This is a genomic window from Neobacillus sp. DFD-2R, from assembly GCF_057747865.1.
Genome location: NZ_CM173228.1, coordinates 3,384,516 through 3,400,728 on the forward strand (window position 1 = coordinate 3,384,516; position 16,213 = coordinate 3,400,728).

Below are 16,213 nucleotides of genomic sequence, written 5' to 3' on the forward strand. Positions count from 1 at the left end.
ATTTGCACACTATCCTACTATTGAATTCCTCGATTAAAATTCAATTCCCTTTACTGCAGAAATTCCTTCATTATAGTAATGCTTCACCGGCTTCATTTCCGTCACTAAATCAGCGCAGGCCATTAGCTCTTCCTTTGCGGACCGTCCCGTAATCACAAGATGAATCCGATCGGGACGATTTTGTATTAAATCGAGAACCTCCTTCAGAGGAAGGACATCATCAATCGGAAACGTTTCTATCGCCAGGGCATTATTAAGTTCATCCAAAATGACTACATCATATCCGCCCAAAAGCACCTTTTCTTTCGTAAAAGCCCATGCTGTTTTTAATGCCTCCCGATGCTCCTCAGGTGTTTTTGTCCAGGTAAAACCGACGCCCATTTGGAAGATTTCAATACCCAATTTTTCAAACGTGATTTTTTCCCCATATGTTCTTTCGGGAGATTTAATATATTGGATCACCAGTACCCGTTTCCCTCGTCCGGCGGCACGGATGGCAAGACCAAGGGCGGCAGTTGTTTTCCCTTTTCCATCGCCTGTATAGACTAACGTTAGTCCGCGTTGTTTTTTGTTTTCCACTAACTGTTCCATTCCATTACCTCCTTCTTATAGCCAGACTGTTTTTTCTTCAAATGGTGTTCGAGCCGGCGCTTTGATTTTTTTTAATGCTTCATTATCCGGATAACCGATAAAAAGATTTCCGATTATTTTTTTGTTTTCCGGTGAACCGATAAACTCATACATCCGCGCATCACCAACAAGTCCCACACCCCTTGTCCGCCAAACCAGCCCTATGCCCAATTCTTTTGCGGCAAGCCACATCGAATGGATCGCACAACAGACAGCGTATTCATTATCCCGAGAAGCCTCGTCATCACCGGGGACGATGTCGGCTGTTACAACAATGTGAACCGGTGTGGTTTTTAGTACCTTTAGTGAGCTCTCTACCAGATGGGGTTTCGTTGGAAAACGCTCCTGCAAATAGTCAAATGCCAAAATCTCGTAGCGCTTTTTGGCTTCACCTTTTATCACATAAAAGCCCCATGGTTCCCTCATTCGATCATTTGGTGCCCATGTCGCGGCTTCTAATAATGTTTTAATTTTTTCATCCTCAACATCTCTTTCGGCATAATCCCGAATCGCTCTCCGATTTTTGATTTCAGCTATAATCGACATTTACTCTCTCCCTATGCTCACTGCTTTTTTTTCTTCTTCTTCTTGAAACCACCTGATTTTTTCCCGTACCCCGACGACATCACCAACGAGGACAATGGCAGGATGGGTAATACCGGCGTTGGCAGCAAGATCTTCTATCGTTAATAAGGTTCCTGTAACGGTCTTCTGCCTTTCTGTTGTTCCCCATTGAATGATAGCTGCTTTCGTATTGGGGTTTTTTCCATGCTCTATTAACCTGGTACATATATGGTTTAAATTCCCAATCCCCATATAAAACGCAATCGTGTCAATTCCCTGCGCCAGCGCTGACCAATTTATATGATCTTCTTCCTTTTCAGCTCGGCCATGGCCGGTTACGATCGCGAAGGAAGAAGCATAATCGCGATGGGTAACAGGGATTCCCGCATAAGCAGGCGCAGCAATTCCGGATGTAATACCCGGTACGATTTCATATGGTATGCCGTACTCAGCCAAGACTTCCGCTTCCTCACCAACACGTCCGAATATACAAGGATCGCCCCCTTTTAATCTGGTAACGGTCTTCCCCATGGATGCTTTTTCGATTAAGAGCTCATGAATTTGATCCTGAATAATTTGATGTTTTCCCGGGAGCTTCCCGCAAAAAATCAGCTCCGCATCGTCCTTTGCATGCTCCAGTAACGCATCATTCACTAAACGGTCATATAAAATAACATCCGCTTTTTGGATGCACTCCATCCCATAAACGGTAATTAGCTTTGGATCTCCGGGTCCCGCTCCGACAAGATACACTCTTCCTTTTGTCATCATCTATCTCCTTTTACCGTTACTCTTTTGAAACACCCGCAGATGTAAAAGTTGCCATTTCCTTTAACATTAAAGTGGCTGATTGTAAAATTGGAAAGGCAACTGCCGCACCGCTTCCTTCACCTAAACGCAAATCTAAATCAAGGATCGGCTTTTTTCCTAATAGCTGAAGGGCAATCTCGTGGCCCGGTTCAACTGAACGATGGCAGGCGATCATATAATCACTTACCGAGCTGCAAATTTCCTTTGCCAGTAGAGCAGCTATTGTACAAATAAAGCCGTCAACAAGAATTGGAACCCGATTCGCAGCTCCTGCTAACATCGCTCCGGTCATTCCTGCAATTTCCAATCCGCCCACTTTCGCCAAGATATCAATTGGATCGTTTCGATCAGGCTTTCTTTCCTTTAGTGCACGTACGATGACCTCTTGTTTATGAATTATTTTTTCAGTAGCAATCCCTGTTCCCCGACCGACAAGAGCACTGACATCACGGCCGCTTAATACAGCTAGTATGGCACTGCTGGAAGTGGTATTGCCAATTCCCATTTCGCCAAGAATAAGGCATTTGCTTCCATTAAGGATCATATTTTCTCCACGCTCATATCCAACCGCAATCGCTTTTTCCACTTCTTCTTTTGTTAATGCATCTTGTTTACAAAAATTGGCCGTGCCATAGCGAATTTTTCGTTTTACCACGCCGGCAGCTTCAATATCAGCCGCAACACCGATATCAACCACCTCAAACGCCGCACCAATTTGCCTGCTGAAGACATTAATGGCTGCACCACCGTTTAAAAAATTCAAAACCATTTGCACCGTAACTTCCTGCGGGAAAGCCGATACACCCTCTTCGACCGCACCATGGTCAGCGGCAAACACAATAACCCCCGGCGGTGTTACGACCGGAAATGTTTCTGAAGTTATTTCAGCCAGCTGAATGGCCATTTCCTCTAATCTTCCTAAGCTCCCGGGAGGTTTCGTTAATGTATCGATATACTCTCTTGCCTTTTGACCTATTTGTTGATCTAACGGCTGAATCTCAGCTACTTGATAACTCATTATGCATCCTCCTATTTTGAAATTCCTTCATTTTATCTTCAATGAAATCGAGGTTCACATTTCCTCTAACATGGTCTGCTAAACGATCAAAGGCGTCTTCACGCAATTGGTTAAACGAAACACGATTGTTAATCGGAGCCAATCCCTTTGTTTGCCGAATCTGATTAAGCAGTTCCTCGCGAAATGGATCATTATGAAAAATTCCATGAAAATAGGTGCCTATTACGCTATTATCTTCCGTTTTGTAGCCGTCTGTTCGGCCGTTTGTTTTAATAAGTCCTTGAAAATCTCCTGTCGTCTCTGTTTCTCCCATATGTATCTCATAACCTGTCACGCTAAAGCTTTTACCGTAAAGCACTAGAATCCCGTTTGATAACACTGTCGTCTTTTCGTTTGTGATGGTCGAACGGATTGGCAGCAAGCAAAGCCCGTCGGTTGCTTGATGAGGGGACTCAATTGCATGCGGATCCCGAATTTCTTCACCGAGCATTTGATACCCGCCGCATATCCCGAATATCACTGACTTTTTCTTTCGTTGTAATTCCATTATTCTTTGCCCTATACCGCTTTTTCTTAAAAAAAGGAAATCTTCGATTGTATTCTTGCTCCCGGGCAGAATAACTAAATCGGGTTCCTGCAATTGTTCAGCACTCGTGATAAAACGGACATGACAATCAGGCTCGGCAAAAAATGGATCGACATCCGTAAAATTGGAGATTTTCGGATACTGGATGACCGCAATATCCAGTTCTTTTTCTGTATTAGTAATAGCTGTATATTGATTTAAACAAACAGAATCCTCAGCATCTATATTTAACTGGTTTATATATGGGATCACACCGAGTACCGGTTTTCCTGTATATTCTTCAAACCACGTCAATCCTGATTCCAGTAGACGAACATCTCCCCGGAATTTGTTGATGATGACACCAATCACCCGATCCCTGTCCTCCGGTTCCATTAGCTGAAGTGTCCCTACTAAACTGGCAAAAACCCCACCTTTTTCAATATCCCCAATCAAAATGACGGGTGCATTGGCCATTCTGGCAACGCGCATATTGACTAATTCGCGATCATTCAGATTAATCTCGGCAGGACTGCCTGCCCCTTCAATGACAATCCGTTCATAGTTTTCTGAGAGAACGGTAAGGGATTCTTTAATAAGCTCTAAACCTGTTTGAAAAAATTCCTTCCTATAAACACCGGCTTCCATATTTTTATACGGTTTACCATGTACAACAATTTGAGCTTCGTTATCACGGTTCGGCTTGATTAAAATCGGATTCATATCGGTGGTTGCCTGAATGCCGGCTGCCTCCGCCTGTACTCCTTGGGCTCTTCCTATTTCTTTTCCGTCCACTGTGATATAAGAATTCAAAGCCATATTTTGTGATTTAAATGGAGCCGTTTTATGTCCATCCTGCACGAAAATACGGCAAAATGCCGTTACAAGGACACTTTTGCCGACATCAGAATTAGTACCTTGAAACATGATTGGGAGCACCTTAGTCATTTGCTTGGTACTCCTTACATTTGTTAATCCAATTTTCAACCATTCCAGGGCACGAACCAAAGTGAAAATGAGTATAACCTGCTATTAAATTTCCTTTTCTATAACCCTCTTGCTTGAACCCGCGCATGCCTTTTGTTTGATAGGCGTGCTGAATTTCTGTATTTGGATGAAAGGTAGAATAATGGAATTCATGGCCCCTTGCATTCAGATCCCCATTTAATAAGAAATTCCCTTCCTCTGCGGTTATTTCGCGATATCCTAATGCAGCCAGCTTGGTTTGCATTTTAACCTTACCGGGAATGATCCCGACCATTTCATAGTTTCTTTCGTCTGTGGTTTCAAGAAATTCGGTTAAAAACATAAACCCACCGCATTCTGCCAATGTTGGCAGCCCTTTTTCAATCGCCGCCCGAATCGAGCGTTTTACTTCTTTCTGCTCTGCAAGCTCTTCTGCAAATTCTTCCGGGAATCCCCCGCCGATATAGAAACCATCCACATCATCAGGTAATCTTTCACCCTTTAATGGGGAGAACTCGATGAGCTCAGCGCCGGACGCTTCTAACATTTCCAGATTTTCCTGATAATAAAAGTTAAAGGCAGCATCTCTTGCAACCGCAATTCGCACCGCTTCCTTTTCCTTTCTCTTAAACTGGGATTCTTTTATCTCCAGCGGAGCAGCTTTCGCCAGCTCATATAAGGCTTCCACATCTACCGTTTCAAGCACTAACTCACCGAGAGATTCAAAAAATGGATTAAGTTCTCCCCGTTCTACGGATGGAATCAACCCTAAGTGCCGTTCCGGGATGGCAATTTCATGGTCCTTTTTCAAATACCCAAGAACAGGAATACCGCACTCTTGTTCAATGGCTTTTTTAACGATTTTAAAATGTCCTTCACTGCCAACCCGGTTTGCGATCACACCGACAATATTTGTTTCTTTTAGAAACGCTTGAAATCCCATTACAATCGCGGCTGCACTCCGTGCCATACTGGCACAATTCACGACAAGAACCACCGGACTTTTCGTGATGATACTGATTTCTGCTGTTGAGCCATTGTTATTCGTCGGATTTTTTCCGTCAAAGAATCCCATTACACCTTCAATGATGGAAATATCGGCTCCTTCACTGCCACGGTTTACAATCTCTTTGACCATCTCGTGATTCAGCATCCAGCTGTCAATATTTCTGGAAATCCTGCCGGTAACCGCTGTATGGTATGTCGGGTCAATATAATCCGGACCGCATTTAAATCCCTGAACGGTATATCCCTTTTTCTTTAAGGCAGACATTAGCCCGATCGTCAAGGTTGTTTTTCCTACACCGCTTCCGGTTCCTGCAATTACAAGTCTGCGAACTGACATGCTATTTCCCCCTCTATATTCCATCAATATGGAATAATCGCAACTGAAATGGTCACATTTCCTGATTTTTTTTTGATCAGCTCCATTTTTTCCGCACCGCTGTACAACCTAGCAGCAGGCTCACTGACGCCGTATGCGCCTGTAAAGTTAAAAACCGTCTCCGAAGGCTCTTCGATTTTTATGGAATTCAGTTCATCCGATGTAAAATAGATAAACTCCCAAGCGTGTTTATTGGCAACTTCAATCAATCCGGCTTCGTCCTTTTTTAACTCAATCGTGCACAGCGCCTTAACACTTTTGCGGGAAAAATGTAACTCCTCCAGCGTTTCGTTTATAACCGCTTCAATTTCCTCGGAGGATGTTCCGCGGTTGCAGCCCATTCCAAGCACAATGACCTTCGGCCTGTATAAAACCCCATTTTCTAAAATCCGATTTTCTTCTTCCGTTAAATTCCGATGAGTAATCACAAGAGCTGCGGCCGGCTTTTCTGAAAGTGCTTCTGCAACCGATTGGTATACCTTAATATTTTCCGGAAGCGGACGTCCAAAATGCCACCATTCCTTTTCCCCTGACTCCTGTACGACAGCAATCTTTTCTTCATTCACAACAGCTGCGCTAACAGGTGTCAGCTTTTCTGCGGAGTCCCATACCCAGCCAAACCGCTTGCCAAATAAATCAACAGGAATGGTTTCCTGTACATCCGAAGCGGTTGTAATAATTGGACGTGCCTTAAGGGCGGCAGCTACTTCTTTCGTTAATTCATTGGCTCCCCCGATATGCCCTGACAATACGCTGATTACATGTTCCCCTTTATCATCGATGACAACAACGGCGGGATCTGTTTTTTTATCCTTTAACAATGGCGCAATCATTCGAACAACAGCTCCAAGGGAAATAATAATGATAAGACCCTTGTACGCTTCGAATAGCGATGGCAGAAGAAGGCGGACGCTGCCGGTGAACAGCTGAATGTCCTTCAGCCCTTCATCACCTTTTTCAAATTTACTCATATAGTACACATCTGCATGTTGAAAAGAATGGCCCAGCTTTCGTGCAAGTTCTACGCCATGTTTTGTAATCGCAACAATTGCGTAGTCACCTTGCTTCCGGATAACCGCCTTTTGCTCCTCCTTAAGCTCGATCATCAAGCCTCCTCCCCCCGGCGGAATCCGTGCGTAAAGGTTTTATCGTACAGCTTTGAGCGGTACTGTTGATTGTGGATGTTTTCATCGAGTGCCCATCCCGCCAAAATCATCGCTTGTTTCCGAATGCCGTTTACGCGCATATCTTCGTCTAACCGTTCTAATGTTGTCCGGACAATTTTTTGATCCGGCCACGATGCTTTATAGACGACTGCAACCGGAGTATCTTTGCTCCAACCTGCCCCGGTCAATTCCTTGACAAGCTTTTTCGTTAACGTCGCACTTAAGAACAGAGCAATCGTACATTGATGTTTCGCTAAATCCGATAGCTTTTCAAATTCCGGTACCGGCGTTCTGCCCTCGGCTCTTGTGAGAATAACGGTTTGCGTTAAATCGGGAATTGTCAGCTCAGCTTGTGCCGCCGCTGCTGCTGCAAACACGGAGCTGACTCCCGGTACAATCTCCACGTCAATTTCTTTCTGTTTTAAAAGAACGATTTGCTCCATGATGGCACCATATACAGCCGGATCTCCGGTGTGGACACGAACAACCTTTTTGCCTTGCCGGATTCGGTCAACCATAATGTCAACCATCTCCTCTAAATGCATGCCTGCTGTCTTCATTACTTCCGCTGACGGCTTTGCCTTTGCAATTAATTCTTCATTGACAAGAGAATCGGCATAAAGGACAACGTCTGCTTCCCGCAAATGTTTAAGTCCTTTTACTGTGATTAAATCCGGATCTCCGGGACCTGCACCGATAATGTATAGCTTCATTTTCGCACCACCATTAAAGTTAAGTATTCAAGCTCAGCTCCTTCAAGCTCGTCAGCCCTCCAAATAATCTCCTCATCCGATGTTACCTTTGTGACGACGGAGGCCTTATGAAGCAAATCCAACTCACGTAAAACGTCCAGCATCAAATCAATCACTTTCGCTACTTTGATAAAAATGACGCAATCATTGTCTTCCAATACTTTTTTCATTGTTTCATAGTCATCCCGCGCCGGAACAATCGCCACATGCTCATTACCGTCTGCCAGAGGAATCCCGAGCCTTGAAGCTGCTCCATTGATAGAAGAAATGCCTGGGACGACTTCAATCGGTACATCCGGGTGTTTCTCTTGCATTAAGCGCATCATATGAATAAAGGTACTGTAAAGAAGCGGATCTCCTTCTGTTACAAAGGCAACATCCTTCCCTTCCTGCAGCTTCCCCCAGACACTTTCTACTGTTTCACTCCATTTTCTTTCCAATGTAGCGGGATCTTTTGTCATCGGAAACACAAGTCCAAGCATTTCCTTTTCGTTCGGCTGAATATAAACATCAATAATTCGCTGTGCATAGCTTTTACTGCCTTTTTGTTTCTTTGGATAGGCAATTACCGGTGACTCTTTTAATTTTCGAAATGCCTTCACCGTTATAAGCTCCGGGTCTCCCGGGCCAACCCCTAAGCCGTATAATGTACCAAACATACTTACTCCCCTTCCTGACGCCATGCTTCAATTATGTAAATAGGATTTAATGCATCAAATCTTGTTAGATTCAAGATTGGTTTACTTCTTGAAATTTGGGCAAGTGTAATCTTCGTATGAAATCCCCGTTCCTTAAAGGCCGTCATCGCTTCTGACAGATTTTCGATTGTCACGGCATTTAAAACGATTCGACCTCCAGCATTCAAGCGGCTGCAACAGATATCCAAAATTTCTCCCATCCCGCCGGCCGTTCCCCCGATAAAAACAGCATCCGGATCCGGGAACGTTTCTAATCCTTCCGGTGCTTTCCCGTGAATGAGCGTCGCATCGACACGGAACTTTGCTAAATTTTGTTTGCAGTTTTCCAGATCTCCCTCGTTCTTCTCAATCGCAAAGACCTGCCCTTCCCGGGCCAATTTTGCGGCTTCAATCGCTACTGAACCTGTACAGGTACCGATATCCCAAACGATGCTGTCTTCTTTTAAACGCATTGCACTGATGCTTAATGTTCGAATTTCCTTTTTCGTGATTAAACCTTTATCGGGCTTTCGCTGAAAAAACTCCTCATCTTCAATTCCGATGGACCATGAAGGATTTTCTCCTACTCTCTTCAAAATCACGACATTAAGCGGTGAAAACTCAGCATCCTTCATTTCATCAAGGCGAAACCGGCGGCATCTTTCGTTTTCATTGCCAAGGTTCTCGCCGACAAACGCCTGATATTCGGTTATACCAAAGCTGAGCAAATACTGAGCAATTTTGTTCGGCGAATTTTCCATATCTGTTAAAATCGCGACTTTCTCTTTCCCATCAATACGCTGTGCCAGCCCTTTCATACTTCTTCCATGAACGCTTGTAAAGTAAGCATCCTGCCATCGTTCTCCCATTTTGGCAAATGCCAGCTGGATAGAGCTTAAATAAGGATAAATGTCCAAATCAATTTTAGAAGATAAGTAGCCGCCAATTCCAAAAAACAACGGGTCTCCGGATGCCAAAATCACAACGTTTTTCGTTTCCGTCCGCAAGCGGTCAACAAGCGAAGAAAGACCGCCCTCAATGACGATTTTTTCTCCCTGGTATTCAGGAAAAAAGGAAAGGTGACGCTTTCCTCCTATTAATAATTCACTTTCATCGATCCACTTTTCATACATGGGAAGCAGGCTTACTTTCCCTTCATCCCCGATGCCAATCATTTTAATCGATGCCATTATCCCGCACCGCCTTTCCTAAAAATTCCCCCTTCATCGTATATAAAGAGGTGTCTACCGCGATACCGCCATCCACTTCCTTTAACGCAGCGAGGCAGCAATAATCGCATAGCCGTTCAAAAAATGGGAGGTGGCCGTGCGCGACCATCATGTCACCAACCTGCGAAGCGGTATTGGCATTTTTAATTTCCTCGATAAGGGCAAAATCTGCACCGGAATCTCCGGCAACATCGGCTAAAAACTGAAAATCAACAGGGGCGCTTTTCGAGTGAACCATCATAATCCCCATGGCAACTTTTGAAAATTTCCCCATCATTCCAACCATTGAAACTCTTTTTACCCCTTGCTTCTTGCATTGTTTAAGCGTAAAACCGACAAAGTCTCCCATCTCCACAAACGCATCCTCAGAGAGCTCCGGAAATTGCTTCATCGCGCATTTTTCACTTCGTCCGCCAGTGGTAATGACAAGATGCTCGCACCCGCTTGCCCGTGCCACACTGATGGCCTGAATAATACTGGCCTTATAGGCAGCTGTGGAAAACGGAACGACGATCCCGCGGGTACCCAGGATCGAAATTCCCCCAATAATCCCTAAACGTCCGTTTAGCGTTTTTTTCGCTATTTCCTCCCCATCGGGTACCGAAATCACGATCTTTATTCCTTTTTCGATCCGGTATTCTTTTAAGACCCCTTCTGCAGTCTCGCGGATCATCCTGCGAGGCACGGGGTTGATTGCCGCTTCCCCGACGGGCACCGGCAATCCTTCCTTGGTTACGCGGCCAACCCCGACACCCCCGTCAAGGATAATCCCTGGTTCATCCGACCAGGAAACCGTTGAAACAATCAATGCCCTGTGGGTCGCGTCCGGATCGTCTCCTGCGTCTTTAATGGTACTTGCTATCGCCATCTCTTCCGTAATCTCGCAGCTTTCGATATGAAAGGTAGCAAACCTTTTTACTGGTAAATAAATGGTAGATTCTGTTTGCGATTCACCGGTAATTAACGCCGTCAGCGCGGCCTTTGTCGTTGCCGTAGCACAGGCCCCTGTCGTATATCCTTCACGCAGCTTTCCTTTTGGTACTTCCTGCATGTCCTACACCCGGTCTGCAAGAATGGAAATGGCATTTAATGCCGCAACGGTAACGGTACTGCCGCCTTTTCTGCCAATATTTGTGATAAACGGAATATCGAGCTTGGCTAATTCTTCTTTTGATTCAGCCGCTGAAACAAAACCTACCGGCAGGCCGATTACAAGGCCCGGTTTGGCCTCACCTTCTTTAATCAGACGGATGAGTTCGAGTAACGCAGTCGGGGCATTCCCAATAGCAAAAATACCGCCGTCCGCTTCCTTTACCGCTTTTCTCATCGAGATGATGGCCCTGGTTGTATTTAATCGTTTTGCCTCCTGCATCACATCCGGATCCGAAATGTAAACGCTAATTTCTCCCCCGTATTTTTCAATTCGTGCCTTATTTGCGCCAACCTGAACCATTTGTACATCCGCTACTACTTTTTTTCCGCTGCGAATGGCACGAATTCCTGCCTGGACTGCATCAGGATGAAAGAGTACGCTTTTTCCCAATTCAAAGTCAGCTGATGCATGAATGATCCGCTGTACAATGGGATATTGCTCATCCGTATAGGAATGCTCACCAATTTCTTCATTTATCATTTCAAAGCTTTTTCCTTCAATTTGTTCGGGCTGAACCGTTAACGGTTTAAACTCAGTACGAAAATCCATTTTCCTCACTCCTTATTTAACTATATGTTCTTTTTCAAAATGGTCAAATGTGGAAGGTACATTATTATGTAATTCACGAAGCACGTCGTTAAAATTTGAATATACCGTTCCATAATTTATTTTTGGACGTCCAATCATGATGATCTCAATGCCAAGTTCCTTCGCTGCTTCAACTTTTTCATCAACAGAACCGGCCTTACCGCTCTCTTTTGTGATCATTAATGTCACACCGTATTGCTTATAAAGAGCTTGGTCGAACTCCTTTGTAAAAGGGCCTTGAATCGCGACAATATTTTTTTGCGGAAAACCAAGCTGTTCGCATTTTTCCATATTATCGGTGCGAGGCAGCATACGAGCGATCAGCCGGATGTCCGGGTTCCCTACTAATTTCTCGGTAAATACCTGAAGTGTTTTGCTGCCTGTTGTCAGCATCACAACCCCTTTTTTCGCTGCCGCAATCTCCGCTGCTTCCTCGTAGCTTTCTGCCGCGATCATCTTTTCATATTGGAAGGATTGGGACTCCCGCTCGTAACGAATATAGGGAACCTTCGCTGTTTTTGCAGCACTTATCGCATTTTTAGATGCTTCTTCCGCAAATGGATGACTCGCATCCACAATCGCTTGAATTCCCTTTGTTTCGATCAAACTCACCATTTCTTCATTCGTTAATCTTCCTGCACGTACATTAATACCTGCCAGCTTCATTTCATCCGCGGCATTTTCCGTTACAACGGTAGCCAAAATACTGTAGCCGGCTTTCTTGATATCTAAAGCCAGTGCCCGGGCATCGCTTGTTCCGGCTAATACTAAAATCATCTTCCATCCCCTACCTTCTGCCCTTCGTGTTCATGATGATGATGATGATGGTAGTCATGGTCATGGTCATGGTCATGGTCATGGTCGTGATGATCATGATCGTGGTGGTGATGATGAACATGTTCCATTACATTCAGACGATATTGACAAGTATCACAATTCATCTTTACCTCATCACGAAACGCTTCTTCCACACGTTCTTTTAAAATCGATTGCAATTTAGGATGATAGCCAAAATAGCCGGCCAATTTAAATTCCATGTTAGTAAATTGATTTTGGAATTGAACCATCATCTTTTCTAACCGTTTCATCAAAATTCCGGTGAACAAGAAATAAGGTAAGATAATGACCTTCTTTGCTCCGAGCTTTAAACATCGCTCGATTCCTTCGTTCACAAGGGGATTGGTTACCCCCATAAAAGCAGGTTCTACTATTTGGTAGTTTGTTTTTTCCCAAAGTAATCTTGCAATCTTATATAAATCACTATTAGCATCCGGATCGCTTCCGCCGCGCCCTAACAGAAGGACCGCAGTATCGGGATCCGGATGCTCTATGTTCTCCTCGATTTCTGCTAATCTCGTTTTTAGGATTTCAAACGTTTCCTCATGAACGCCAATCGGTCTGCCATAGGTAAACTGTACAAGCGGATATTTTTTCTTTGCCTCATCGATGGCTCCGGGAATATGAATTTTTGAATGTCCGGCTTGCAGGAGCATAATTGGAATAACAACAATATGATCGGCCCCCTTCTCAACACATACATCAATTCCTTGATTTACGGTTGGTCTTTCAAATTCTAAAAAACACGTCTCAACTAGTACGTTATCGTCCCAATTACTGCTCATAGATTTTATAAATTGACGGACTTGATCATTACCTTCCCGATCTTTACTTCCATGTCCAACAAATAAAATTGCTTTCAAAATGATTCCTCCCCTTTGTTTTTAAGCACCAATCTTGTTTATAGATTGGCCTTTATCATTCTCCTGTTTCCCTGCAAACTTAATCCCCGCACACCGCTTCTTCCATTTTTATAGTCGGTGTAATATCTTGATACTTAAATCCTTGAACCTGCTTTACACGTTTAAAGAATTTGTAGAAGCGCTCATTAGGATAGGCCTTCTTTTTATATTCTAGGACAATCTGCTCCACAACCCCGATAATTTGATCAGGTGCAATTCCTTCAGCAACGATTTGACCCGGATGTGCATTTCTTCCGGCTGTCTTTGCCCCTAAAAATAAATCAAACGCTCCTTTTCGGTACACGATGCCAATATCTTCTTTTACCGCTCCGTAGCAGGCCATGCCGCAGCCATTAACGCCCAGCTTTAATTCCTTAGGAAGTTCCATTCCTCCAAGACTTTCTTGCAGCTCCTCTGCATAGGAAATGGCATCCTTCTTCTCTCCATCACAAAAATCGCAGGCTTTTACCGTTAAGACATCTCCAATCGGAGAAATCAAAAAGTTTGCATCTTCTAATTTTTTTACTATTTCACTTGGATTAGAGGTTAAAATCTGCAGTTTAATATAATGATCCTGTGTGTATTCAATAGCTCCTTCTTCTCCTACTATTTCCGAAAGAGTAACCATTTGTTTTGGTGTAAATTTTTTATTCGCGACACCGGGACTTACCGCAAGTTCAAAAATAGATTCAATAGGCTGGTTAACAATCAAATTTTGAGAGAATCCTTCACTTTCACCAAGAATTAGTTGTAATGCTTCCTCTGCCAGTTCTCTCGGAGATTCCTTTTCTGCTGCTCCTGATGCGTTCACTGGTGCCGCAACTGCATTATTCTTCATTGGCTTTAATTCGTATGTTTGCTCCAACGCCCATGGTTCAGCTTCCTTTTGTAAACGCTGATGCGGTTTTAATGGCTGTAAATCCTGATTTAATGTATACTTCCGTTGATAGCCGCGCGGTGTAATCATCAAGTCATCATAGAAAAATGTCGAAGAGTTTCCAATTAAAACGGTCGTTAACATCCCAATTTCATGATCAAGCATGTCTTGTAAATTGGTTATGACTACATTTTGGCTATCACGGTACGCACTTTTCACTAATCCTACAGGAGTTTCGGGCGACCGATATTTTAACAGTATTTTTTGCGCTTCCAGAATTTGTCTTGTTCTTCTCCCGCTTTTTGGATTGTATAGAGCAATAACAAAATCAGCCTGAGCTGCTGCTTCAATTCTTTTCTCGATTAATTTCCACGGTGTTAAATGGTCACTTAAACTAATCGTACATGCATCATGCATGACCGGCGCTCCCAATAATGCTGCACAGGAGTTGATCGCGGAAATTCCCGGTATAACCTCGACTTCCACCCCTGAATCTTTTTTCCACCCTTTTTCAATTAAAACCTCGTAAACGAGGCCTGCCATTCCGTACACACCGGCATCACCGCTTGAAATCACTGCTACCTTCTTACCCAGTTCGGCCTGCTTCACAGCCTCTTGGGCCCGGCTCACTTCTTCTGTCATTCCCGTGCTGATAATTTGCTTCCCAGTGATTAATCCCTCAACCAAATCAACATATGTTTTATACCCAATGATCAGGTCGCTTTCCTGTATTGCTTCTCTAGCTCTTTCGGTAATATGTTTGTATCCTCCCGGACCAAAACCGATAACCAACAGTTTACCTTTTATCATTTTGCTGCTCCTTTCCAAAACCCAATTACAAAGAAACCTATTAATCTAGCTAACCATACATACGAAAAAGCCCGATGTTAAACACTCCTTGTTACAGTCTTTGAAACCCCTTCAATACATTCAGTTTTCTCCGGCGGGATAAAGCCTTCATGATCATATTTGTAAATGACATGATCTTGTAGAAAAGACCCGCCTTTTAGATGTTGTCGAACAATATTACATCCCACATCAGGGGTAACGTTCTTGTACCAGGTTCCATCCGGATAAACAATGGCGACAGGAGCATCCTTACATCTTCCATTACATCGGGTTCTTGTTGTATGTATGACTGAATCTAAATCCAGATTAGCGATCTCATTTCGAATTGCCTGCGTCGCCTCTTCCCCTCCTTTTCTCATACAGCTGCTTCCGTTACAAATTAACACATGGTGTTTCGTCCCTTTTAAATTCCAAGTAGTCATAAAAACACTCTCCCATTCTGTTTATGCAAAAAAAACACCCCTACAAAATAGGGGTGCAGTGTAAATACACACAATAATGCTATGATTGCATGCTTTAGCACTTCTACCTATAGTCCCGTAGGTTAAATGAAGTATTTAGGTCAAGGCAGGTCTCCTGACTAAGGTTCATCGTTTCATTGCGTCTTCCCGAAAAAATTCAGTGACATTTGCAATGAAACTCCCCAATACAGTGGCGGGTACCGTGACGGATTCTAACCGTCTTCCCTTTTAAGCGCAATTTTTTAATGCGCACCTTTTCCTAAACGATATTAAATTATAATGACAAGCTTTATTTCCTTAACCATGTTATATTCTAAAAAAATCATTTAGAATCTTAAAAATCTTTTTAATGCATATCCATTGAATGACACATTTTAATCTAAAATAAAAATCCGTTCAACGAGAGTTGAACGGATAAAACGTTAGCGTAATGAAAAGTAAAAGAAGCCCTACTTTTTGCCGCAAACGTTCCATCTTCTCAACCCCCGAAGAAATCGAAACTTTAAAAATTAAGACAGGTCTCCTGACTTGTGCATCTTCCTACTTTAGACCCTTCCCGTATTCGTACATCGTTTAAAGATATACAGATACAGTGGTTTGCCTATTTCGTCCACACTTACAGTTGCGGGGGCAGTTCCGGTCTTTCACCGGATTCCCTATTAAGCCCATGGGCATCTTAACAATTTTGTTAACAAAAACCGATTAAATTTTTAATACACCTTTTAATTTAAATACTAATCTAACAATAATAATTTATCAAGAATTTTTTGAGGCCCTTTTATGAC

General features: G+C 43.4%; 16 protein-coding genes and 2 riboswitches. All 16 genes read right to left on the reverse strand.

What is annotated here, in order from left to right:
- Nucleotides 1-33 precede the first annotated feature (33 nt).
- Nucleotides 34-591, reverse strand: coding sequence for a cob(I)yrinic acid a,c-diamide adenosyltransferase (gene cobO / locus AC3ANV_RS17005; RefSeq protein ID WP_488309873.1), 558 nt, complete (start codon nucleotides 589-591; stop codon nucleotides 34-36).
- Nucleotides 592-606: 15 nt separating this feature from the next.
- The gene (locus tag AC3ANV_RS17010) at nucleotides 607-1,176 is read right to left on the reverse strand and encodes a nitroreductase family protein (RefSeq protein WP_488309874.1); all 570 of its coding nucleotides are present in this window, start codon (nucleotides 1,174-1,176) and stop codon (nucleotides 607-609) included.
- A complete protein-coding gene (gene cobA, locus AC3ANV_RS17015; protein WP_488314261.1) occupies nucleotides 1,177-1,962 on the reverse strand; it encodes a uroporphyrinogen-III C-methyltransferase in 786 nt (261 codons plus the stop codon).
- A 19-nt stretch (nucleotides 1,963-1,981) separates the two neighbouring features.
- Nucleotides 1,982-3,022: a nicotinate-nucleotide--dimethylbenzimidazole phosphoribosyltransferase gene (gene cobT, locus AC3ANV_RS17020; RefSeq protein WP_488309875.1), complete on the reverse strand. Its 1,041-nt coding sequence runs from the start codon at nucleotides 3,020-3,022 to the stop codon at nucleotides 1,982-1,984.
- The gene (locus AC3ANV_RS17025; protein WP_488309876.1) at nucleotides 3,003-4,535 is read right to left on the reverse strand and encodes a cobyric acid synthase; all 1,533 of its coding nucleotides are present in this window, start codon (nucleotides 4,533-4,535) and stop codon (nucleotides 3,003-3,005) included. Before AC3ANV_RS17025 ends, cobT begins: the two co-directional genes overlap by 20 nt.
- Nucleotides 4,528-5,898, reverse strand: a complete 1,371-nt coding sequence (locus tag AC3ANV_RS17030) for a cobyrinic acid a,c-diamide synthase CobB (protein WP_488309877.1) — start codon at nucleotides 5,896-5,898, stop codon at nucleotides 4,528-4,530. The genes AC3ANV_RS17025 and AC3ANV_RS17030 overlap by 8 nt, the downstream gene beginning before the upstream one ends.
- A 23-nt stretch (nucleotides 5,899-5,921) precedes the next feature.
- Nucleotides 5,922-7,043, reverse strand: coding sequence for a cobalt-precorrin 5A hydrolase (locus AC3ANV_RS17035; RefSeq protein WP_488309878.1), 1,122 nt, complete (start codon nucleotides 7,041-7,043; stop codon nucleotides 5,922-5,924).
- Complete coding sequence (gene cobM / locus AC3ANV_RS17040) at nucleotides 7,043-7,816, reverse strand: precorrin-4 C(11)-methyltransferase (protein ID WP_488309879.1); 774 nt, start codon at nucleotides 7,814-7,816, stop codon at nucleotides 7,043-7,045. Before cobM ends, AC3ANV_RS17035 begins: the two co-directional genes overlap by 1 nt.
- A complete protein-coding gene (cobI, locus tag AC3ANV_RS17045) occupies nucleotides 7,813-8,514 on the reverse strand; it encodes a precorrin-2 C(20)-methyltransferase (protein ID WP_488309880.1) in 702 nt (233 codons plus the stop codon). The genes cobM and cobI overlap by 4 nt, the downstream gene beginning before the upstream one ends.
- A gap of 2 nt (nucleotides 8,515-8,516) precedes the next feature.
- The gene (gene cbiE, locus AC3ANV_RS17050) at nucleotides 8,517-9,722 is read right to left on the reverse strand and encodes a precorrin-6y C5,15-methyltransferase (decarboxylating) subunit CbiE (protein WP_488309881.1); all 1,206 of its coding nucleotides are present in this window, start codon (nucleotides 9,720-9,722) and stop codon (nucleotides 8,517-8,519) included.
- Nucleotides 9,709-10,812, reverse strand: coding sequence for a cobalt-precorrin-5B (C(1))-methyltransferase (locus AC3ANV_RS17055; protein WP_488309882.1), 1,104 nt, complete (start codon nucleotides 10,810-10,812; stop codon nucleotides 9,709-9,711). Before AC3ANV_RS17055 ends, cbiE begins: the two co-directional genes overlap by 14 nt.
- Before the next feature lie 3 nt (nucleotides 10,813-10,815).
- The gene (locus AC3ANV_RS17060; RefSeq protein ID WP_488309883.1) at nucleotides 10,816-11,463 is read right to left on the reverse strand and encodes a precorrin-8X methylmutase; all 648 of its coding nucleotides are present in this window, start codon (nucleotides 11,461-11,463) and stop codon (nucleotides 10,816-10,818) included.
- A 12-nt stretch (nucleotides 11,464-11,475) separates the two neighbouring features.
- Nucleotides 11,476-12,279, reverse strand: coding sequence for a precorrin-6A reductase (gene cobK, locus AC3ANV_RS17065; protein WP_488309884.1), 804 nt, complete (start codon nucleotides 12,277-12,279; stop codon nucleotides 11,476-11,478).
- Complete coding sequence (locus tag AC3ANV_RS17070) at nucleotides 12,276-13,202, reverse strand: sirohydrochlorin chelatase (protein ID WP_488309885.1); 927 nt, start codon at nucleotides 13,200-13,202, stop codon at nucleotides 12,276-12,278. Before AC3ANV_RS17070 ends, cobK begins: the two co-directional genes overlap by 4 nt.
- A gap of 79 nt (nucleotides 13,203-13,281) precedes the next feature.
- Nucleotides 13,282-14,925: a precorrin-3B C(17)-methyltransferase gene (gene cobJ / locus AC3ANV_RS17075; RefSeq protein WP_488314262.1), complete on the reverse strand. Its 1,644-nt coding sequence runs from the start codon at nucleotides 14,923-14,925 to the stop codon at nucleotides 13,282-13,284.
- Between the two features lie 80 nt (nucleotides 14,926-15,005).
- Entirely contained in the window at nucleotides 15,006-15,389 is a 384-nt protein-coding gene (locus AC3ANV_RS17080; RefSeq protein ID WP_488309886.1) for a (2Fe-2S) ferredoxin domain-containing protein, read from the reverse strand.
- Nucleotides 15,390-15,516: 127 nt separating this feature from the next.
- Nucleotides 15,517-15,700, reverse strand: a riboswitch (cobalamin riboswitch).
- 224 nt (nucleotides 15,701-15,924) lie between these two features.
- Nucleotides 15,925-16,122: riboswitch (cobalamin riboswitch) on the reverse strand.
- Nucleotides 16,123-16,213: the final 91 nt, after the last annotated feature.